Source organism: Sphingopyxis sp. Geo25 (assembly GCF_949769135.1).
Taxonomy (GTDB): Bacteria; Pseudomonadota; Alphaproteobacteria; order Sphingomonadales; family Sphingomonadaceae; genus Sphingopyxis.
On record NZ_CATKOZ010000001.1, the window covers coordinates 1,120,534 to 1,141,396 of the forward strand.

The window sequence follows — 20,863 nt, forward strand, 5'->3', positions numbered from 1 at the left end:
GCGCCGCCCATATAGCTCAAAGAACACGAAAAGATGAAGATCGACGGCGTCAGCCCGCAGCGATGGCCTCGACCGGACGGGTCTTGGCAAAGGGGCTGAGGCCGAGCCATGCCTCGATGCTGGCGGTCAGTCCGTCGTCACCGGTGAGCAGGAGGCGCCGATCGGCCGTGGCCGCCGCAACCGAATCATAGCCCATCCAGATCGCGGTCATCGTCCTCAGGTCGGTCGCGGCATAAAGGTCGACGTCGTGGCCCGGATCGACCGAGCAGAGCTCGGTTTCGGCGCCGGGCTCGACGACGAGCCACCATGAACGGCGGTCGGCGGGAAGGTCGGTGTAGCGGAACTGGACGATCGTCTTGCGGTCGGGCATCGGGTCGAGGACGAGCCCGCGGCGCATGTCCCACATCAGCAGCTGCACATCGAGCTTCTCGAGCGAGAGGTCGCCGTCGATCCAGCGCTTGCCCCAGATGCCGAACGCCTCGACCACCGGCGCGAGCTCCTGTCCCGCGCGGGTCAGTCGATATTCGAACACACCCGATTCCCCATCGACCGGCGTGCGGTGGACGATCCCCGCCGCCTCCAGATCCTTCAGCCGCTGCGACAGCAGCGCGGGCGACATGCGCGGGACGCCGCGGCGCAAGTCGTTGAAACGCGTGGAACCTGCGGCAAGTTCGCGGACCAGCACGATCGTCCAGCGCGTGCACAATATCTCGGCCGCCATCGCGACCGGACAGAATTGACCGTAACTGGCGTTCGCCATGCTATGCTCCTCCTGCGCGCATCATATCGCAGGAGTCGTGTCCGGCGCGAGTTCAGTTTCTGTACCGGGGTCGATTCAGTTCCTGAACTATCTCCGATCGCCGCGGGCCGTCATTACCCGTCGCCATCAAGGGACATTCATGGAGATGAACATGTTGGTAGCGACTGAAGAAAAGACCCCGGAATATTGGTATGGCATCGCGGACCGGATCGCCGCGAAGATCGGGGAGACCGCGGCCGCGCACGATCGCGATGGCAGTTTTGTCGCCGAGAATTACGACCTGCTCCGCGAATCGGGGCTGATCGGCGCGGCGGTGCCCGTCGAGCTTGGCGGCGACGGGATGGACCATGCGACGCTGTGCGGCGTGGTGCGGCGGATCGGCCGGGCGTGCGGTTCGACCGCGCTCGCCTTTTCGATGCACTGTCATCAGGTCGCGGTCGCGGCGTGGCGCTGGCAGCATATGCAGGCGCCGACCGATGGGCTGCTGCGGCGCGTTGCGGCCGAGAATCTCGTGCTCGTGTCGAGCGGCGGGTCGGACTGGCTGCAGGGGGCGGGGACCGCGACGAAGGTCGAGGGCGGCTTCCGGATCGACGCGCGCAAGGTCTTTTCGAGCGGTTGCCAAGCCGGCAGTCTGCTGATGACGAGCGCGGTCTATGACGATCCCGAAGCGGGCGCGACGGTCCTGCATTTCGCCATTCCCTTTTCGGCCGAAGGGGTAACGATCCTCGACACCTGGGATACGATGGGGATGCGCGGCACCGGATCGCACGATGTCGAGCTGAAGGCGGTGTTCGTCGCCGACGCGGCGGTGTCGGGCCGCCGCCCGCAGGGCAAATGGCATCCGTTGTTCCATATCATCAGCATGATCGCCTTTCCGCTGATCTATTCGGCCTATCTGGGCGTTGCCGAAGGCGCACGCGACGCGGCGCTGGAGATGGCGCGGAAGAAACCGGCGAATGCGGGATTGGTCTCGCTGACCGGCGAGATGCAGAATGCGGTCTGGACCGCCGAGACTGCGCTTGCTGCAATGATAGCCACCGCCGCGACCGCGCAGCCGGGCCCCGAGACGACGAGCCGCGTGATGACCGGTCGGACCGTCGCGGGTCGCGCCGCGATCCGCACCGTGGAGTTGGCGCTCGAAGTGGGGGGCGGCGGCGCCTTCTATCGCAAGTCGCCGATCGAGCGTGCCTTCCGCGATATCCAGGGCGCGCGCTTCCATCCGCTGCAGGAGCCTGCGCAGCTCGAGCTGGCGGGACGTCTCGCGCTCGGCCTCGATATCGACGGCTGACGCCCAGGCTGGCCGGGCTGCATGAGGTGCCGCCCGGCCACTTGCATTCGGGACGTCAACGCTCGACAAGGCGCCATGGATATTGCGTTCGACAATAGTTTTCACGATTCCATGGAGGGCTTCTACGCCCCCGCCGAAGCCGCGAAGCCATCGGCGCCGCGGCTGCTGGTCTTCAATCGGCCGCTCGCCGACCGGCTCGGTATCGACGTCGCCGATGCGAGCGACGATCAACTCGCGCGGCTCTTTTCGGGCGAGGAGATGCCCGGCGGCGCCAACCCGCTCGCCCTCGCTTATGCCGGGCACCAGTTCGGCCATTTCTCGCCGCAACTCGGCGACGGGCGCGCGCTATTGCTCGGTGAGCTGGTCGCGCCCGATGGCGCGCGCTTCGATATCCAGCTCAAGGGGTCGGGACCGACGCCCTTTTCGCGCAACGGAGACGGCAAGGCCGCGGTCGGACCGGTGCTGCGCGAATTCCTGATATCCGAGGCGATGGTCGCGATGGGCGTCCCGACCACCCGGTCGCTCGCCGCGGTCGCAACCGGGGACCGCGTGCAGCGCGAGCAGGCGCATCCGGGTGCAGTGCTGACGCGCGTCGCCAGCAGTCATATCCGCGTCGGCACCTTCCAGTTCTTCGCCGCGCACTTCGGGGTCGACCATGTCGTGCAACTCTCCGACTACAGCGTTCGGCGGCATTTTCCTGACCTGGGCGCTGCGCCAAACCCCCATCTCGCGCTGCTCGACCGGGTGATCGGCTTGCAATGCAATCTGGTCGCGCGCTGGCTCGGCGTCGGCTTCATCCACGGGGTGATGAACACCGACAATGTCGCGATCAGCGGCGAGACGATCGACTACGGGCCCTGCGCCTTCATGGACCGCTTCTCGGTCAACACCGTGTTCAGTTCGATCGACGCGAACGGCCGCTATGCCTATGGCCGCCAGCCCCAGATCATGCACTGGAACATGGCGCGCTTCGCCGAAGCGCTGCTGCCCGCAATCCACGCGGTCGACCCCGACGGTGTCGAACGCGCGAAACAGCTGGTCGACGCAATCCCCGAGCGCTTTCGCGCCGAATGGCACGCGCGGATGCGCGCGAAGCTGGGGCTGGAGGGCATCGCCGCCGACGATGGCGCGTTGATCGACGCGCTGTTCGACCGGCTGGAGGAGCACAGGATCGATTTCACCTCCTTCTTTCGCGCGCTCGCGATGCTGCTGCGCGGCGAGGGCAGGGCGCTGGAGGGGCTTCTTCCGGCCTCCGATGCGATGGCGCCATGGATCGCCGAATGGTGGGAGCGGATCGAGGGTGGCGGCAGCCCGCTCGACCGCGCCGACGCGATGGACCGCGAGAACCCGCTCTATATTCCGCGCAATCACCTGGTCGAGGCGGCGCTCGGCGCGGCGGAGGCGGGCGATCTTGCGCCATGGTCCGAATTGCTGGAAGTGGTGCGCCACCCCTATGCGCGCCGTCCCGAATGGTCGCTGTTCGAGGCGCCGGCGCCAGCCGAGTTCGGCCCATACAAGACCTTTTGCGGTACTTGAGGCGGAGGCTTATTCCGAGAGTTCTAGCAGATACTGGCCGTAGGTTGTTTTCGCGAAGAATTTGCCGCGTTCGATCAGCTGGTCGCGATCGATGAAGCCCTGCCTGTAGGCGATTTCCTCGAGACAGCCGATCATCTGGCCTGTGCGCTTCTGGATGACGCGAACGAATTCGGATGCCTCGACCAGGCTGTCGTGGGTACCGGTGTCGAGCCAGGCATAGCCGCGCCCCATCTGTTCGACATAGAGGTCGCCTGCCTCCATATAGAGGCGGTTGAGGTCGGTGATTTCAAGTTCGCCGCGTGCCGAGGGGCGGATCTGCCGCGCGAGGTCGACGACGCGGTTGTCATAGAAATAGAGGCCGGTGACGGCAAAGTTCGATCGCGGCTGCGCCGGCTTTTCTTCGATGCTGAGCGCGCGGCCGTCGTCGTCGAGCTCGACGACGCCATAAGCGCGAGCGTCGGCGACCTGATAGGCGAAGACTGTGGCCGCCTGCTGCCGGTCGCGGGCATTCGCGAGCAGTTTCTGGAAACCGGCACCGAAGAAGATGTTGTCGCCGAGGACGAGCGCCGCCGACTGGTCGCCGATGAAGTCGGCCCCGATATGGAACGCCTGCGCGAGCCCTTCGGGGCGCGGTTGCAGCGCATATTCGATCGCGAGGCCGAGTTCGTTGCCGTTCCCGAACAGGCGGCGGTAGTTGTCGAGATATTCGGGCGACGAGATGATCAATATCTCGCGAATGCCGGCGAGCATCAGCGTCGACAGGGGGTAATAGATCATCGGCTTGTCATAGACGGGCAGGAGCTGCTTGTTGATCGCGAGCGTCGCCGGGTGGAGCCGCGTTCCCGATCCGCCGGCCAGAATGATTCCGCGCATCTTGTCTTCCCCCTATCGTGCCAGCCGCTCGGCCAGGATCGCGTCGACCGCATCCTGCCATGGGCGCAGCGTCAGGCCAAAATCATCGTGCAATTTTCCGGTCGCGAGCCGGCTGTTCGCCGGCCGACGCGCGGGCGTCGGATAGTCGGCGGTCGCGATCGCGCGGACCTCGGGCACCTTGAGCCCCGCAGCAGCGGCGCGACCGAAGATATGGCAGGCGAGGCCATGCCATGTCGTCTCGCCGCCGTTGGCCGCGTGCCAGGTTCCGGGCGCGCGATCCCTGTCCAGCATCGCGAGCAGCGCGTCGGCGAGGTCGTCGGCGTTGGTCGGGCAGCCATGCTGGTCGGCGACGACGCCCAGCTGGTCGCGCTCGGCGCCCAGGCGCAGCATCGTGTTGAGGAAATTGGCGCCGCCGGCGCTCAACAACCAGGCGGTGCGGACGATGACATGCGTGACGGGCGCGGCGGCGCGCACCGCAATCTCACCCGCTGCTTTTGACGCGCCATAAACGCCGAGCGGCGCGACGGGGTCGGTTTCGACATAGGGCTCGGCCTTGGTGCCGTCGAAGACATAATCGGTCGAGACATGGACGATCGGACAGTCCTGCCGGGCGGCGTGGTCGGCGAGAATCCCCGGGGCCACCGCGTTGACGGCGTGGGCGAGCACGGGCTCGCTCTCGGCGCGATCGACCGCGGTGTAGGCGGCGCAGTTCAATATGGCGCGCCAGCGCCTGCCGTCCATGTGGCGGTGGATCGACGCCGCGTCGGCCAGGTCCAGCGCGGCGCGCGACGGCGTTTCGCACGCGATACCGCGGTCGCGCGCCAACCGCGCGACCGCGCCTCCGACCTGCCCATTGGCTCCGGTGATCAGCAGCGGCAAGTCCAGCATCAGGCGGACTTCGCGATTCCCAGGCGCTCGCCCCGATAGCGGCCCGACAATATGTCCTGCCACCAGTCGCGATTGTCGAGATACCAGCGGATCGTCCGCGCCATGCCGCTTTCGAAATTCTCGCGCGGCGCCCAGCCGAGCTCCGACTGCAGCTTGCCCGCGTCGATGGCATAGCGAAAATCATGTCCCGGCCGGTCGGCGACGAAGCTGATCTGCTCCCGGTAGCTGCGGCCGTCGGCGCGCGGTTCGATGCCGTCGAGCGTGTCGCAGATGACCTCGACCACCTGCAGATTGGTGCGTTCGTTGTTGCCGCCGACCATATAGCTTTCGCCCGCGACGCCCTTTTCGAACACGGTGCGCAGCGCGCGGACATGGTCGTCGACGAACAGCCAGTCGCGGATATTGTCGCCGCGCCCGTAAACCGGCAACGGCTCGCCGGCGATGCATTTGATGATCATCAGCGGGATCAGCTTTTCGGGGAAATGATAGGGCCCGTAATTGTTCGAGCAATTGGTGACGAGCGTCGGCAGGCCATAGGTGTGGTGCCACGCGGAGACGAGATGGTCCGACCCCGCCTTCGACGCCGAATAGGGCGAGCGCGGGTCATAGGGCGAGGTCTCGGTGAAGAAGCCCTCGTCACCCAGCGCGCCGAACACTTCGTCGGTCGAGATGTGGTGGAAGCGGAAGCCGGCCTTGTCTGGATCGGGAAGAGCGCGCCAGTAATCGGTTGCCGCCGACAGCATGGTGAAGGTGCCGACGATGTTGGTTTCGATGAAGGCGGCGGGGCCGTCGATCGACCGGTCGACATGGCTTTCGGCGGCGAGGTGGGCGATGATGTCGGGTCGCACGTCCGCGATCAGACTTTCGACGAGTGCGCGGTCGCATATGTCGCCGCGCACGAAACGGAAGCGGTCGCTGCCGCTGACCGGCGCGAGCGACGAGAGGTTGCCCGCATAAGTCAGCGCATCGAGCACGACGACCCGGTGCTCGCTTTCCTCGATAAGATGCCGCGCGAGCGCCGAGCCGATGAATCCGGCGCCGCCGGTGATCAATATGGTCTTGGAAGCGGTCATGCCCGTGCGTGTTCCTTATTCGTTCAATGGTGCGAGCGGCGTGCCCTCATAGGGGAAATCGAAATCGGCGTCCGACAGGAAAGGCAGGGCTGCATCCTTGGCGGATAACATCGGAAAGGTTTCCGTGCCGTCAACCACCGGCCACGCGATCGCGATCGATGGATCGTTCCAGCATATGCCGCCCTCGGTTTCGGGAGCATAATAGTCGTCCACCTTATAGATGACCTCGCAATCCGCCTCGAGCGTCAGGAAAGCGTGTCCGAATCCGACCGGGACGAACAGCTGGCGCCCATTCTGTGCTGAAAGTTCGGCGGCGACGTAGCGGCCGAAGGTCGGCGAGGCCCGGCGCAAATCGACCGCGACGTCGAATATTTGCCCGCGGATGCAGCGAACGAGTTTCGCCTGCGCGTGTGGGGGGCGCTGGAAATGGATACCGCGGATCGTTCCCGCCTGTTTCGAATAGCTGTGGTTGTCCTGCACGAACTTTGCCGTCACCCCGAGGTCGCGCAAGCGCTGCTCGTGGTAAGTCTCCGAAAACCATCCCCTGTCGTCGCCGAAACGGCGGGGCGTCACCAATTGCGGAATCATGATGAAAACCGGCCATTTAGAGGAAACATATGGGGGCCTTACCGTCCGGAAAATGGCAGGCCAATTGAAAAGTCGGGTCTGGCCACCAGCATTTCTGCCCCAGATTGCTACGAAACGGGCATAATTGGAGCCCGAGACATCTATTGCACCCGATGACGGCGAGTTCGGTTGAGCGACCGGATCGCAATTGCTAGGGACGCCGCGGCACCATCTAGAGGACGAAGCCTTGCCCCCAGCATCAGTGAAGATCACCGTCGTCGGCACGGGATATGTCGGAATTTCCAACGCCGTGCTGCTGGCGCAGCGCAATCGCGTCGTCGCGCTCGACATCGATGCGCGCAAGGTCGCGATGATCAATGCAAAGACCTCTCCGATCGCCGACCCCGAGATCGAGGAGTATCTGGCGACCCGGCCGCTCGACCTGGTGGCGACGACTGATCGCGAAGAGGCCTATGCCGGTGCCGATTTCGTCCTTGTCGCGACCCCCACCGACTATGATCCCGACACCAATTATTTCAACACCAGCACGGTCGAGGCGGTGATCGCCGACGCGTTGAAATTGGCGCCGCAGGCGTTGATCGTGATCAAGTCGACGATTCCGGTCGGTTTCACCGACCGGATGCGCGCGGAACTCGGCAGCGATGCGATCGTCTTCTCGCCTGAATTCCTGCGCGAAGGTCGCGCGCTGTACGACAATCTCCATCCGTCGCGGATCATCGTCGGCGACACGCATCCGCGCGCGGGCGAGTTCGCCGGACTGCTGCTCGACGCCTCGCTCGAACCCGCTACACCGCTCCTCCAGACCGGCAACACCGAGGCCGAGGCGATCAAGCTCTTTGCCAACACCTATCTTGCGATGCGCGTCGCCTTCTTCAACGAACTCGACACCTATGCCGCGACGCACGGCGTCGATTCGCGGCAGGTGATCGAGGGCGTGTGCCTCGACCCGCGTATCGGCAGCTTCTACAACAACCCGTCCTTCGGCTATGGCGGCTATTGCCTGCCCAAGGACACGAAACAGATGCTGGCGAATTATAAGGACGTGCCGCAAAACCTGATCGCGGCGATCGTGTCGTCGAACACGACACGCAAGGATTTCATCGCATCGGAAATCATCAAGCGGCAACCGCGCGTCGTCGGCATCCACCGGCTCGCGATGAAGGCCGGGTCGGACAATTTTCGTGCGAGCAGCATCTTGGGCGTGATGAAGCGGGTCAAGGCGAAGGGGATCGAGGTCATCGTCTACGAGCCGTTGATCGAGGAGGACCGGCTGTTCAACTCGCGCGTCGTCCGCGACCTCGACGCCTTCAAGGCCGAGGCCGACGTGATCATCGCCAACCGCGTGACGAGCGACCTCGCGGATGTGGAGGACAAGGTTTATAGCCGCGACCTCTTCGGCGCAGACGCCTGAAATCCTGTAGCAATTTGCGGTGAGGCGAGAGGCCTCGCCGGAACTGTCCCATAAGCGGAGCGTTGGCTGTGCAGAAGGGGAGAATTGGGTTGCGCAGCCACATCACGCAAGCCAAAAGTCGGCATCGGCCGGAAACAGATGCCACAGATTGAAAACCCTCGCGAATATGGCGCATCTTCGTCCGTGGCGGCCCGGCGGCTTCTGATCCTGTCGGCGTCGCTGCTTTGCGTCGCCGTGGCGAATGCGGCGAATGCGCAGCAGGCGGAAACGACCGCAGCGGCGCAGCCTGCTGCGGAAAAGGTCGAGAACAAACCTTCGGTTCCCGACATTGCGGCGCCGACCCCGCCGCCTGCCGACGTGGCGCTGCCAGAGGTTGCGCCGATCATTTCGGACGAGGAGTTCAAGGCGTCGATCCCGCCGATCAGCGCCGAGGACGATCCCGAACTCGACAGGCCGCTCGAATCGATCGCCGAGTTCGAGCGGCGGCAGGCCGAGGCTGCGAAGGCGCGCGAGGGCTCGGACAAAGAGGCTGCGAGCAAAGGCGACGTGCCGAAGGTCGATGGCGCCCCGGTGCCTGCGCTCGCCAACGGGGACAGCATGGAGGCGATTGGCGACGCGCCGATCAGCGACGCCGATCTGGCAGCGCCGTTGCCACCGCTCGACAGTTTCGATGTCACCCCGGTGGAATTCGCCGAGCCCGAAGACGCCAGCGAAAGCCGCAGCATCGCCTATGCGGTGAAGGTCACCGGGCTCGAGGCGCCCGATGACAGCACCGATGCCGATCTCGCCGACCTGTTCGGCGATCTGTCCGCTCTCTACGATGGCGACGGAAAGGCCGACAACATCGCGATGCTGCGTGCCCGATTGTCCGCCGACGCCGAGCTGATGTCGCGCATCCTGGCGTCAGAAGGCTATTACGATGCAGTCGTGAATACGCGGATCGATCGCGGCGATCGGCCCGACCGCAGCGATGCGGCGGCGGTCGAGGCGGCGCGCAGCCAACCGATTACCGCGCTCATCGACGTCAAGCCGGGGGTCCGGTACAGCTTTTCCGACATCGTCATCGATGCGAAGCCGACGGTGCCGCCAAAGCTGATCGAAGATAATTTCCCGCTCGCGGTCGGCGAGCCAATCGTTGCGCAGCGCGTGCAGGGCGCGGAGGCAGCGCTTGCCCTCAAGCTGCCCGAGGAAGGCTATCCCTTTGCCAAGGTGGGGCAGCGGGACGTCCTTCTCGACGGGGATACGGGGAAGGGGCTCTATACATTGCCGGTCGATATCGGGCCGCGCGGCCGCTTCGGCGGCATCGAGACGACGGGCAAGCTCGCATTCGACGGCGAGCATGTCGGCGTGCTGGCGCGGTTCAAGCGTGGCGATCTCTACGACAGCCGGATGGCCGACGATCTGCGGCAGGCGCTCGTTGCGACGGGGCTGTTCGCCGCCGTGTCGGTCGAACCGCAGCCGACCGGTGAAAGCGCCGGGGACGACACCGAATATGTGACGGTGCTGGTCACGCAGGAAAAGGGACCGCCGCGCACGATCGCCGCGACCGCGGGCTACGGGACCGGCGAGGGCATCCGGATCGAGGGCAGCTGGACACACCGCAACCTGTTCCCGCCCGAAGGGGCGCTGATCGCGCGCGGGGTGATCGGGACGAAGGAACAGGGCGTCGGCGTCACGTTGCGGCGCTCGAACGCGGGCAAGCGCGACCGGACGTTCGAGCTGATCACCGAAGCGACGCGCAGCCGCTATAACGCGTTCAACGCGATCACCGGGCGCGTTGCGGCGCGGATGAGCTATGATTCGACGCCGATCTGGCAGAAGAAGCTGACCTATGCCCTCGGCGCCGAACTGATCGCGACGCGCGAAGATGATTATGACTTTACGCGCGGCGTGCGCGAAAATGATTTCTACACGATCTTCGGGGTCAGCGGGCAGGTCGGCATCGACCGTAGCAACAGCCTGCTCGATCCCACGAAGGGCTTTCGCCTGACCGCGCTCGTCCAGCCCGAAGGCTCGCTCGCCGGCCGCTTCTCGCCTTATGCGCGAACGCAAATCGACGGCAGCGCCTATTATCCGGTGACCGACAGCATCGTCCTGGCTGGCCGCGTTCGTGTCGCGTCGATCATCGGCGCGGCGCGCGAGCGGCTGGCGCCTTCGCGGCGTTTCTATGCCGGCGGCGGCGGGTCGGTGCGCGGCTATGGCTATCTGCAGCTCGGTCCCAAGGATCCCAACGACGATCCGATCGGCGGGCGCAGCCTGAACGAGGCGGCGGTCGAGGCGCGCTATCGCTTCGGCAATTGGGGCGTCGTCGGCTTCCTCGACGCCGGGCAGGTCTATCGTGGCTCCACCCCCGATTTTTCGAACCTGCGCTTCGGCGCCGGGATAGGCGGGCGCTTCTATACCAATTTCGGGCCTATGCGGCTCGACCTCGCGACGCCTATCAACCGGCGTCCGGGCGAGGCGCGGATCACCGTCTATGTCTCGATCGGGCAGGCGTTCTGATGGGCGACGACGCGATCATCGCGGGCGAGGAGGAGGCGCCCAAGACGGCGACCCGGTCTTGGCCGCTGTGGATCGCCAAATGGATCGGCCTGACGTTGCTCGGGCTGGTCGTGCTCGTCGGCCTGTTCCTTGCCGGGCTGAACAGCGATGCGGGGCGGCGCTTCGTCGCGAACCAGGTCGAGAAATATCGGTTCGAGAACGGGATGAAGATCGGCATCGGCCGGCTCGACGGATCGCTGTTCGGCGAGATGGTCATCCGCGACTTCACCCTCGGCGATCCCAAGGGCATATTCCTCCGCTCGCCCGAAGTGCGGATCGACTGGCGGCCGTTCAAATATCTGAAGAATCATATCGACATCCGCTCGGCGACCGCGCAGACGCTGGTGGTCGAGCGATTGCCCGCGTTCAAGCCGGTCCCCGACACCGGTGAGCCCCTGCTGCCCGACATTGATATCGACGTGCGGAAGGTGCGCGTCGACCGGCTCGTGTTCGAGCCGGCGATCACCGGCGAGCGGCAGGTCGCGACGATCGATGGCAAGATCGCAATCGCCGACCGCCGCGCGCAGGTGACGGCGAACGCAGAGACGATCGGCCGGGCGGCAAAGGGCGACAAGCTCGCGCTCGTTCTCGATGCCGTGCCCGACAAGAACCGGCTGGCGATGACGCTCGACCTCCATGCTCCGGCGGGCGGCGTGCTTGCGGCGATGGGCGGGTTCAAGGAGACGCTGACCGCGAAGCTCGACGGGCGCGGCGACTGGAAGCGCTGGGACGGTGCGCTGACCGCCAATCTCGGCGCCGGACCGCTCGCCAACCTCGCGCTCTCGGCTCGCGACGGGACGGTGGCGATGAAAGGTGTGACACAGGCGTCGCGGCTGTTCGCGGGGCAGACGGCGGTGCTGCTGGGCCCCGAGACCGCGATCGACCTGACCGCGCGGCTCGACAAACGAAAGGCCGACATCGACGGACGGCTGTCGTCGAACGCTGTCCGGCTCGGCGTCAGCGGGGGCGTCGATCTGGGCAACAACCGGTACGAGGATCTGAGGCTCGCGCTCAACATTTTGCGCCCCGATGCGCTTGCGAAATCGGTGCGTGGCAGCGGGCTACGCGCGACCGCTGCGCTTGACGGCGCCTTCGCGCTGCCGACGGTGGCGTATCAGGCGAATGCCAACAGTCTCGCGTTCAACGATATTGTTGTCGAAACGCTGAGCCTGGCGGGCAAGGCGCGCGTCGATGCCGACCAGATTTTCGTGCCCGTGGCGGGGCGCGCGGTACGGATCCGCGGGCTCGACACCGTCGCGGGCGGGACGTTGGTGCAGGTGCGGCTCGACGGCGACCTTGCCTATAAGGACGGCCGTATCCTCAGCGACAATCTGCGCCTGCGCTCGCCGCGCATCGACGCGAAGGCAATCGTCATCGCCGATTTGAACAAGGGGTTCTACACCGGCGCGATCGATGGGCGGGTGAACGACTATCGGATCGAGAGCGTCGGCCTCTTCGACATCGATACCGACGCCGACCTCAAGACCGCGCCGCGCGGCGGGTTCGAGATCGCCGGCCGCGTCCGGGCGCGTTCGACCAAACTCTTCAATTCCGGAGTGCGCGATTTCCTAGGCGGCAATGCGACTGCGTCGGGTGACGTCCGCTATGGCACCGACGGGATCGTCCGCTTCGCCAATCTGCGGCTGACGGCGCCGAAGCTCCGCGTGACGGGCGGGCAGGGGACCTATGCGCCGGGTGGCCGGATCCAGCTCGCGGCGCGGGCGCATTCGACCGACTATGGACCGGTCGGGGTCCAGCTTGCCGGGACGGTCAGCGACCCGCGCGCGGTCGTGACCGCGGACCGGCCGGGTCTGGGCATCGGGCTCGCGAAGCTGGTTGCGCGGATCACCGGCGCGCCGAACGGATATCGCCTCGCCGCGACGGGCGAGACCGACTATGGCCCGCTCTCGGCCGACGTCGTGCTGCTCACGGCGGCAGGGCCGCTGACGATCGATATCGAACGCGGTGATCTGTCGGGGATCGGATTCAGCGGGCGGCTGGAAAAGAGCGCGGCGGGGCCGTTCGTCGGGCGGCTCGACGCGTCGGGACAGGGGCTTGGCGGCCTTGTCCGGCTGAGCGGGCAGGGGCGATATCAGGCGGCCGCGGTCAATGTTCGCGCGAACAACGTCGTTCTGCCCGGCGCCGCAAATCTCGCGGTCGGTTCGGCGGTCGTCGACGCCGATATCGTCCTCTACGACAAGCCGCATATCGTCGCCGACATCCAGGTCGCCGACACGCAGATCCGCCAATATGACATCGCCGTCGGACGCGTGAAGATCGATTATCGCGACGGGCGCGGGCAAGCGCAGGCGCTGGTCGAGGGGGAGAGCGGGGTGCCGTTCCGCATCGCCGCGAACGCCGACCTCCAGCCCGAATTGTGGCGCGCGTCGGTCGTCGGCCGTGCGACCGGCGTCGATTTCCGCACCACCTCGCCCGCGCGCATCGTTCCGCATCGCGACTATTACGAACTTCTGCCGACGACGGTCGCGCTCGAACGCGGCAGCAGCGCGCGCATCGCCGGCCGCTTCGGTGAGGGGATCATGATCCAGAGCCGTCTCGACCGCGCAAATATGGCGATCGTCAACGCCATCTATCCCGGCCTCGGGCTCGGCGGCCGCGCGACGGGGAGTATCGATTTCGAACAGGCGCACACCGACGCTTTCCCGCGCGCCGATGCTCGGCTGACCGTCACCGGCTTCACACGCACAACCGCCGCCTCGGTCAGCCAGCCGGTCGATATCAATTTCGCGGGTAAGCTGCTGAGCGACGGCGGCGAAGCGCGCGCGGTCGTGCGCAAGCGCGGCAGCGTGATCGGACGGTTGCAGGCATCGCTGCGTCCGCTCGGACCCGGCGCTGGCGACTGGTTGACGCGGCTGCGTGCCGCGCCGCTGAGCGGCGGGCTGCGCTACAATGGCCCTGCCGATACGCTCTACTCCTTCGCCGGACCGGCCAACCAGGGTATATCGGGGCCGGTCGCGGTCGCCGCCGATTTCAGCTGCCAGCTCAGCGATCCCTGCTTGCAGGGCGTCGTGCGCGGCAACGCGATGGTTTATGAAAACCAGGCCTATGGTACGCGCCTGACCGACATGGTCGTGAACGGCCGTTTCACCGGCAACCGGCTGGAAATCGAGCAACTGACCGCGAAGGCAGGCGACGGGACGGTGCAGGCGAAAGGCTTCGTCAGCCTGTCGCAGGCCGACGGCTACCCGATGGATATCAGCGCGACGCTCGACAATGCGCGGCTCGCGAAGAGCGAGAATATCGCCGCGCGCGCGACGGGGACGCTGCGTCTCGAAAAGGTCGCGGGACAGGCCGCGCTGCTCTCGGGCGATCTGCGCCTTCCCGAGACGCGCTACCGCATCGTGCGCGAAGGCGCGGCGAGCGTGCCGGTGCTGACGGGCGTGCGCCGGAAGCTGCCGACCGGGCGCAGGCGGATCAGCGGCGACGGGCTCGCGGCGGTCGGGGGCAGCCTGTTCGATCTGATCCGGCTCGATATCCGGATGCGCGCCAAGGACCAGATCTACGTCAAGGGCATGGGGCTCGAATCCGAATGGCAGGCCGACGTCCAGCTCGGCGGCACGACGGTCGCGCCGCGCGTCAACGGCGAGATCGAACTGGTGCGCGGGACGCTCGATTTCGCAGGGCGCTCGTTCGAGCTGGAGGAAGGGCGCGTGACCTTCCCCACCGGTGACGCCTTCGACCCCGCGCTGCGCCTGCTCGCGAGCGACACTTTCGACAATGTAACCGTGACCGTCGCGGTCACCGGCCGCGCGAGCAATCCGCAGGTCGCTTTTTCCAGTGTCCCGGGGCTGCCGCAGGACGAGATCGTGTCGCGGATCCTGTTCGGCGATTCGATCACGTCGCTGTCGCCGCTGCAGGCGGTTCAACTCGCGGCATCGCTCAACGCGCTGAGCAGCGGAGGCGGGGGCCTCAGCCCTCTCGGTGCGCTGCAGTCGGCGGCGGGAATCGACCGGTTGCGCGTGCTCGGTCCCGACGATGTGACGGGGCGCGGGACCGCGCTTGCCGCTGGGCAGTACATCACCAAGGACATCTATCTGGAGGTGATCACCGACGCGCGCGGCTATACCGCGACGCAGCTCGAGATCAGCCTGACGCGCGCGCTGTCGCTGCTCAGCCAGGCAGGCGGGTCGGGGCAGACGAACGTCAGCATCCGCTACCGGAAGGATTATTGATGCGGGGGCTCGTCCTTCTGCCAATGCTCCTGCTGGCGGCGTGCCATGACGAGCCGAGCTTCGACGAGCGCTATGACAAGGCGGCGAAGGAGGTCGAGGCGCGGGCAAAGCGGATGGACGCCGATATCGCCGAGGCAGACAGAGCGGCCGCCGCGTCCGACGAAACACCGCAAGCCTTGCCAGAGGCAGCAAAGCCGTCTAACGCGCCCCCGTCATCTGGGGAGTAGCCAGCCGTCCGGTAGCGGACGGGCCACCGCGTCAACATACTCGGTCGAGAGGCCGTGGTGCGGAGGAAGCGGATCACCGCTTGGGCGAGACCAATGGCATCGAACCTTCCGTCCGGGCCGGGCGGCGGGGAACGATGTCCGTTGGAATTGCCTGCCGCCCGGCCCCGGAGTCTGTTCATGGAAGCCCTGTTCACCTCGACCGCGATCGTCGCTCTCGCCGAAATCGGCGACAAGACGCAGTTGCTCGCGATGCTGCTCGCGACGCGGTTCAACCGTCCGCTGCCGATCATCTTGGGCATATTGGTCGCGACGCTTGCCAACCATGCGCTTGCCGCACTGCTGGGCGCACAGGCGGCGGCTTTCCTCGATAGCCAGGTTTTTCGTTATGCGGTCGGCCTGTCGTTCGTGGCGATGGCGGCGTGGACGCTGATCCCCGACAAGTTCGAGGATGAGGACGCGCCAAAGCCCCGTTTCGGGGCGTTCCTGACGACGCTTGTCGCCTTCTTTTTGGTCGAGATGGGCGACAAGACGCAGATCGCGACCGTCGCGCTTGGCGCGCAGTATCACAATGTGGCGTTGGTGACCGCCGGCACGACGCTTGGGATGATGATCGCCAATGTGCCGGCGGTGTTCCTGGGCAATGCCTTGCTGAAGCGCGTCGATCTCGCGAAGGTCCGGATCGCGGCGGCGGCCCTGTTTCTGGTCATCGGCTTTTGGGTGCTGGCGCAGACGGCGGGCTGGATCGGCTGACCCTTCGCGGTGGCCCGCTGTCTCGATCACTCGGCCTCGGTGCTCAGGCCCAGTTCGGGGATGCCGATCGAACGCCGGCCGCCGAAATCGGAGCGGACGACGATCGCGCCCTGCTTTTCCATATATTCGACGAGCCGCCGGATGCGCCCCGGCGAGCGCGTGCCATAGGCGCGGCCGAGCGCGTCGTCGTCGGGGCAGGGACTGCCCTCCATCGCGGCGCGCGCGATCTGGACGAAGGGCGCGAGCATGTCGTCGGGCAGCCGCGCTGCGGCCTCGAGTAGCTCGCGCCACTTGGCGTCCGCGGGGTCGAACACACCGCCCTTGGCAAGCGCGAAACGCCGACGGAATTGCGGCAGGTCGAGCGGCACGCGGCCGAGCCGCTGCATCCGGCAACGCACCGAGAAATCCTGGTAGAGGAAGGATTCGGGATGAAAGGCGCAGTCGGGATCGGCGAGCATTTCCTCGAGCGCGGCGATGATCGCGGGCTCGGCGTCGAGCGCCTCGACCTCGGGAAACAATGTGGGTGCGGCCACGGGCGCTTCGTCGTCGGCCTCCCGTTCGGCAAATTGGCGGATCAGGTCCTGCGCCGCAACGGGTTGCGGCGCAACAGCCGGGGTCGGCAGCGGCTGCGTCTCCAACTCGGCGAACAGCATCATCCGCATATCCTGCGGCTCGGCACTCGGGAGCGGGAGCAGGCCGTGCGTCCCGGCGCGCGTAGAGGTTTGCGTCGATCCGATCTTGACCGCGACCGGCCGCCGCGAAATCGCCGGGCCGAGCCCAAGGAAATGGCCACGCTCAAGGTCGCGGATCGCCTCGGCCTGCCGCCGCTCCATGCCGAGCAGGTCAGCGGCGCGCGCCATGTCGATGTCGAGGAAGGTGCGGCCCATCAGGAAATTGCTTGCCTCGGCCGCGACATTCTTCGCGAGCTTGGCGAGCCGCTGCGTCGCGATCGCGCCGGCGAGGCCGCGCTTGCGTCCGCGGCACATCAGGTTGGTCATCGCGGCAAGGCTCGCGCGGCGGACCGTGTCGGACACGTCGCCCGACGCGCTGGGGGCGAACATCTGCGCCTCGTCGACCACCACCAGCGCCGGAAACCAATGCTCGCGCGGGGCGTCGAAGAGCGCGTTCAGGAAGATCGCAGCGCAGCTCATCTGCGCCTCGATATCGAGGGTATCGAGCGCGAGGATCACCGATGCGCGATGCTCGCGGATGCGCGCGCCCATCGCCGCGATCTCGCGCTCGCTATAGTCGCCCGCGTTGACGACGATGTGGCTGTAACGGTCGGCAAGAGTGACGAAATCGCCCTCGGGATCGATCACGACCTGCTGGACCAGCCCCGCGCTCTCTTCGAGCAGGCGGCGCAGCAAGTGCGACTTGCCCGACCCCGAATTGCCCTGCACGAGCAGACGCGTCGCGAGCAATTCCTGCACATTGACGTGAACGGCGGCCCCCCGCTCGTCGGTCCCGATTTCGATGCTGCTGTTCACCAAGGCAGCCCCTATCGGGCGGCCGGGGGCTTGGCAACCGCTCAGCGGCGATCAAGGTGCGCGAGGTCGTCCGGGCGGTTGACGTTGACGATCCGACCGCCTGCGGAGACGGGGATGGCGCCGATTTCATCGGTCCAGGCGCGCATTGCACGCGGCTTCCCGGACGCCAGCCAGCCTTCGAGCCGCGCAGCGTCGGCGACTGGCCAGATGCCGATCACGGGGCAGGAATCGACATATGCGGCCTTATCCTGCGCGCAGAGCCTCTCGAGCAATCCTGTCGGTATTTCGGGGGTGTCGCAAGGAAGCGACAGGATGCGGTCGCGGCCCTGTTCCTTCGCCGCGAACAACGCTCCGGCCAGGCCGCCCAGCGGGCCGAGGCCGGGTTCCGGCCGATCGGGCACGCGGACGTATGCGGGATGATCGCGTCCCGAAATGAAGATGACGTCGCAATGCTGCGCCAGCGCAGCGACCGACCAGTCGACGAGCGAGCGTCCGCGCCACAGCGCCGCCGCCTTGTCGCTGCCGAAGCGTTCCGACCGGCCGCCGGCGAGGACGACGCCGGCGGTTCGTGTCCCGGGCCCGTCAGTCAATCGTGCGCGCCAGCTCGCGGTTGAGCCACAGCGCGACGAGCGTGCCGATCGCGCCGGAGAGCAGATAGCCGCCGGCTGCGAGCAGGCCGAACTCGCTCGACAACCACAACGCCACCATCGGCGCGAAGCCCGCGCCGAACAGCCAGGCGAGGTCCGAGGTCAGCGACGAGCCCGTGTAACGGTGGCGCGGCGAGAAGTTCGACGACAGCGCCCCCGACGACTGGCCAAACGACAGGCCGAGGATCAGGAAGCCGAGAATCATGAACGCCGCTTCGCCGGCCTCGCCCGCCGCCAGGAGTTGCGGTGCGAACCCGCTGAACGCCGCGATTGCGGCGGCGGTGCCGCCGAGCAGGGTTCGGCGGCCGATGCGGTCGGCGAGATAGCCCGACGCGATGATCGACAGCACGCCGACCACCGCCGCGATCGCCTCGATCATCAGGAAGCGGATCGGCGTTTCCTCGGTGAACAAGAAGACCCACGACAGCGGGAACACCGTCACCATATGGAACATCGCGAAGCTGGCGAGCGGGGCGAAGGCGCCCACCGCGATGACGCGCCATTCGGATCTCACCGTGTCGGTGATCGTCGCGGGTTCGAGTTCGCGATCTTCAAAGAGTTCGGCATATTCGGGCGTCACGACGATGCGCAGCCGCGCGAACAGCGCGACGACGTTGATCGCGAAGGCGACGAAGAAGGGATAGCGCCAGCCCCAGTCGAGGAAATCCTCGGCAGGCAGGGCGGCGATCAGGAACATGAAAAGCAGGCTGGCGACGATCAGGCCGAGCGGCGCGCCCAATTGCGGGATCATTGCGTACCAGCCGCGCTTGCCCTCGGGCGCGTTGACCGCGAGCAGCGAGGCGAGGCCGTCCCACGACCCGCCGAGCGCGACGCCCTGACCCATGCGGAAGAGCGCGAGCAGCAGCGCCGCGCCGATGCCTGCCGAATGATAGCTCGGCACGAAAGCGATCGCTGCGGTCGACCCGCCGAGCAGGAAAAGCGCGATCGTCAGCTTGGCGCCGCGGCCATAAGTCCGGTCGATCCACGAAAAGATGAAGGTGCCGACCGGCCGCGCCAGGAAGGCGAGCGAGAAGATCGCGAACGACCAGAGCGTGCCTTCCAGCGGGTCGAGATGCGGGAACACCAGCTTGGGAAACACCAGAACCGACGCGATCGCATAAACGAAAAAGTCGAAAAATTCCGACGTTCGGCCTATGATGACGCCGATAGCGATTTCGGCCGGAGAAATCGGATGGCCGTCGGTGTGAAGCGCGCGGGCATCGCGTTCGGCCGGGGTCGTCGAAGGCGCGGTTTCGGCAGACATAGTTGGCGTCCTGCTGCTGGCGCCGGTTTGCGGCGCGAGTCGATCATAGGGCAAAAGCGCCCGTTATGAAATTGCCCCTGCGCGATGATCGGCGCTCGCGGGATTGGACAAAATGTCCTATGTGCAGTGCAACAAAGGAGGCCTAGGCGCGCGTCATGCCAAGCAATCTCCCTCGTTTCTTCGCCAGGATACTGCGGTTTTCGCCGCTCGCCGCGCTGCCGCTGCTCTCGGGCTGCGGTCTGGTCGTCCTTGACCCCGCGGGCGACATCGCGCGCCAGCAGGGCAATCTGATCGTCATTTCGACCGTGCTGATGCTGCTGATCATCGTTCCGGTCATGGCGCTGACGATCTTTTTCGCGTGGCGCTACCGAGCGAACAACAAGGAGGCGACCTACAAGCCCGACTGGGACCATTCGACCCAGCTCGAGCTGGTCATCTGGTCGGCGCCGCTGCTGATCATCATCTGCCTCGGCGCACTGACCTGGGTCGCGACGCACCTGCTCGATCCCTATCGCCCGCTTGCGACGACGCCCGAACAGGTCGTCGCGGCCGACGCCAAGCCGCTCGACGTCAATGTCGTCGCGCTCGACTGGAAATGGTTGTTCATCTACCCCGAACAGGGCGTCGCGACGGTCAACGAATTAGCGCTGCCGGTGAATCGCCCGGTGCGCTTCCGCATCTCGGCCTCGTCGGTGATGAACAGTTTCTACATCCCGGCGCTCGCGGGGCAGATCTATGCCATGCCGGGCATGGAAACGAAGCTGCACGGAATTTTCGACAAGACCGGCGAGTATGAAGGCTTTTCCGCCAATTATTCGGGCGCCGGCTTCTCGCATATGCGCTTCGCGGTGAAGAGCCTGCCGGCCGCCGATTTCGACAAATGGGTCGCCGATGCCAAGGCGTCGACCGATGGCGGCCTTGATCGCGCGACCTATCTCAAGCTCGAAGTGCCCAGCGAGAAGGAGCCGGTGCGCCATTTCGCCACCGTCGACCCGCAGCTTTTCGACGCGGTGGTCAACATGTGCGTCGAACCCGGCAAGATGTGCATGCACGACATGATGGCGATCGACGCCCGGGGCGGCGCGGGCATTGCGGGCATCCAGAATGTCCGGTCGGTCGCCTATGACAAGTTCGCCGCGCGCGGCACCGGCAACCTCGCGGGCTGGAGCGTGCGCTATGTCGCGGCGCTGTGCAGCCAGCAGATGAAGTCGGCCGACCGCCCCGACGCCAGGCCGGTGAACCCCGCGCCGCTGAAGGGCGAGGGGCTTTCACGCCCTGGCGAGACCGAGCGTACGGCGCTTAACGCATCTACCCCCCGACCGATGTCCTGAAGGCAG

General features: G+C 66.2%; 16 protein-coding genes. 8 read left to right on the top strand and 8 right to left on the bottom strand.

The genetic code is table 11. The annotated features are described in order from the left end of the window. Positions 1-49: 49 nt before the first annotated feature. Positions 50-760 carry a winged helix-turn-helix transcriptional regulator gene (locus QOL68_RS05575; RefSeq protein ID WP_282947669.1) on the bottom strand — a complete coding sequence of 237 codons (711 nt, stop codon included), beginning with the start codon at positions 758-760 and terminating at the stop codon, positions 50-52. Between the two features lie 151 nt (positions 761-911). On the opposite strand from QOL68_RS05575, the gene QOL68_RS05580 reads away from it, so the two are divergent. Further along, positions 912-2,048, top strand: coding sequence for an acyl-CoA dehydrogenase family protein (locus QOL68_RS05580; RefSeq protein WP_282947670.1), 1,137 nt, complete (start codon positions 912-914; stop codon positions 2,046-2,048). A 75-nt stretch (positions 2,049-2,123) separates the two neighbouring features. Beyond that, complete coding sequence (locus QOL68_RS05585) at positions 2,124-3,584, top strand: protein adenylyltransferase SelO (protein ID WP_282947671.1); 1,461 nt, start codon at positions 2,124-2,126, stop codon at positions 3,582-3,584. 9 nt (positions 3,585-3,593) lie between these two features. On the opposite strand, the gene rfbA is transcribed toward QOL68_RS05585, so the two are convergent. Genes rfbA through rfbC form a run of 4 tightly spaced genes read right to left on the bottom strand, consistent with a single transcriptional unit; the run spans position 3,594 to position 7,006 of the window. Next, positions 3,594-4,457, bottom strand: coding sequence for a glucose-1-phosphate thymidylyltransferase RfbA (rfbA, locus tag QOL68_RS05590; RefSeq protein WP_282947672.1), 864 nt, complete (start codon positions 4,455-4,457; stop codon positions 3,594-3,596). A 12-nt stretch (positions 4,458-4,469) separates the two neighbouring features. Beyond that, positions 4,470-5,345: a dTDP-4-dehydrorhamnose reductase gene (rfbD, locus tag QOL68_RS05595; protein WP_282947673.1), complete on the bottom strand. Its 876-nt coding sequence runs from the start codon at positions 5,343-5,345 to the stop codon at positions 4,470-4,472. Then, entirely contained in the window at positions 5,345-6,418 is a 1,074-nt protein-coding gene (gene rfbB / locus QOL68_RS05600) for a dTDP-glucose 4,6-dehydratase (protein WP_282947674.1), read from the bottom strand. The genes rfbD and rfbB overlap by 1 nt, the downstream gene beginning before the upstream one ends. A 15-nt stretch (positions 6,419-6,433) precedes the next feature. Beyond that, the gene (gene rfbC, locus QOL68_RS05605) at positions 6,434-7,006 is read right to left on the bottom strand and encodes a dTDP-4-dehydrorhamnose 3,5-epimerase (protein WP_282947675.1); all 573 of its coding nucleotides are present in this window, start codon (positions 7,004-7,006) and stop codon (positions 6,434-6,436) included. Positions 7,007-7,247: 241 nt separating this feature from the next. Between rfbC and QOL68_RS05610 the strand changes: the two genes are divergently transcribed. The 5 genes from QOL68_RS05610 to QOL68_RS05630 all read left to right on the top strand — a co-directional run bounded on the left by QOL68_RS05610 (position 7,248) and on the right by QOL68_RS05630 (position 16,128). After that, a complete protein-coding gene (locus tag QOL68_RS05610; RefSeq protein WP_282947676.1) occupies positions 7,248-8,417 on the top strand; it encodes a nucleotide sugar dehydrogenase in 1,170 nt (389 codons plus the stop codon). A 138-nt stretch (positions 8,418-8,555) separates the two neighbouring features. Further along, a complete protein-coding gene (locus tag QOL68_RS05615) occupies positions 8,556-10,919 on the top strand; it encodes a BamA/TamA family outer membrane protein (protein WP_282947677.1) in 2,364 nt (787 codons plus the stop codon). Further along, the gene (locus tag QOL68_RS05620; protein WP_058454734.1) at positions 10,919-15,151 is read left to right on the top strand and encodes a translocation/assembly module TamB domain-containing protein; all 4,233 of its coding nucleotides are present in this window, start codon (positions 10,919-10,921) and stop codon (positions 15,149-15,151) included. The genes QOL68_RS05615 and QOL68_RS05620 overlap by 1 nt, the downstream gene beginning before the upstream one ends. Next, positions 15,151-15,378, top strand: coding sequence for a hypothetical protein (locus tag QOL68_RS05625; protein ID WP_282947682.1), 228 nt, complete (start codon positions 15,151-15,153; stop codon positions 15,376-15,378). Before QOL68_RS05620 ends, QOL68_RS05625 begins: the two co-directional genes overlap by 1 nt. A 177-nt stretch (positions 15,379-15,555) precedes the next feature. After that, positions 15,556-16,128, top strand: a complete 573-nt coding sequence (locus tag QOL68_RS05630) for a TMEM165/GDT1 family protein (protein WP_282947684.1) — start codon at positions 15,556-15,558, stop codon at positions 16,126-16,128. A 26-nt stretch (positions 16,129-16,154) separates the two neighbouring features. Here QOL68_RS05630 and QOL68_RS05635 read toward each other — a convergent pair whose 3' ends face one another. From QOL68_RS05635 to QOL68_RS05645, 3 genes are read right to left on the bottom strand one after another with little or no spacing between them, the layout of a single operon-like run. After that, a complete protein-coding gene (locus QOL68_RS05635) occupies positions 16,155-17,615 on the bottom strand; it encodes a helicase HerA domain-containing protein (RefSeq protein WP_282947686.1) in 1,461 nt (486 codons plus the stop codon). A gap of 41 nt (positions 17,616-17,656) precedes the next feature. Then, complete coding sequence (gene mobA, locus QOL68_RS05640) at positions 17,657-18,205, bottom strand: molybdenum cofactor guanylyltransferase (RefSeq protein WP_282947688.1); 549 nt, start codon at positions 18,203-18,205, stop codon at positions 17,657-17,659. Next, positions 18,198-19,526, bottom strand: coding sequence for an MFS transporter (locus tag QOL68_RS05645; RefSeq protein ID WP_058454729.1), 1,329 nt, complete (start codon positions 19,524-19,526; stop codon positions 18,198-18,200). The genes mobA and QOL68_RS05645 overlap by 8 nt, the downstream gene beginning before the upstream one ends. A 155-nt stretch (positions 19,527-19,681) precedes the next feature. Between QOL68_RS05645 and cyoA the strand changes: the two genes are divergently transcribed. Beyond that, a complete protein-coding gene (cyoA, locus tag QOL68_RS05650; protein ID WP_282947691.1) occupies positions 19,682-20,857 on the top strand; it encodes a ubiquinol oxidase subunit II in 1,176 nt (391 codons plus the stop codon). Positions 20,858-20,863 lie beyond the last annotated feature (6 nt).

Coding starts and splice junctions, on each gene's coding strand:
- QOL68_RS05575 (WP_282947669.1), bottom strand. CDS start 760: ATGGCGAACGCCAGTTACGGTCAATTCTGTCCGGTCGCGATGGCGGCC.
- QOL68_RS05580 (WP_282947670.1), top strand. CDS start 912: ATGTTGGTAGCGACTGAAGAAAAGACCCCGGAATATTGGTATGGCATC.
- QOL68_RS05585 (WP_282947671.1), top strand. CDS start 2,124: ATGGATATTGCGTTCGACAATAGTTTTCACGATTCCATGGAGGGCTTC.
- rfbA (WP_282947672.1), bottom strand. CDS start 4,457: ATGCGCGGAATCATTCTGGCCGGCGGATCGGGAACGCGGCTCCACCCG.
- rfbD (WP_282947673.1), bottom strand. CDS start 5,345: ATGCTGGACTTGCCGCTGCTGATCACCGGAGCCAATGGGCAGGTCGGA.
- rfbB (WP_282947674.1), bottom strand. CDS start 6,418: ATGACCGCTTCCAAGACCATATTGATCACCGGCGGCGCCGGATTCATC.
- rfbC (WP_282947675.1), bottom strand. CDS start 7,006: ATGATTCCGCAATTGGTGACGCCCCGCCGTTTCGGCGACGACAGGGGA.
- QOL68_RS05615 (WP_282947677.1), top strand. CDS start 8,556: ATGCCACAGATTGAAAACCCTCGCGAATATGGCGCATCTTCGTCCGTG.
- QOL68_RS05620 (WP_058454734.1), top strand. CDS start 10,919: ATGGGCGACGACGCGATCATCGCGGGCGAGGAGGAGGCGCCCAAGACG.
- QOL68_RS05625 (WP_282947682.1), top strand. CDS start 15,151: ATGCGGGGGCTCGTCCTTCTGCCAATGCTCCTGCTGGCGGCGTGCCAT.
- QOL68_RS05630 (WP_282947684.1), top strand. CDS start 15,556: ATGGAAGCCCTGTTCACCTCGACCGCGATCGTCGCTCTCGCCGAAATC.
- QOL68_RS05645 (WP_058454729.1), bottom strand. CDS start 19,526: ATGTCTGCCGAAACCGCGCCTTCGACGACCCCGGCCGAACGCGATGCC.
- cyoA (WP_282947691.1), top strand. CDS start 19,682: ATGCCAAGCAATCTCCCTCGTTTCTTCGCCAGGATACTGCGGTTTTCG.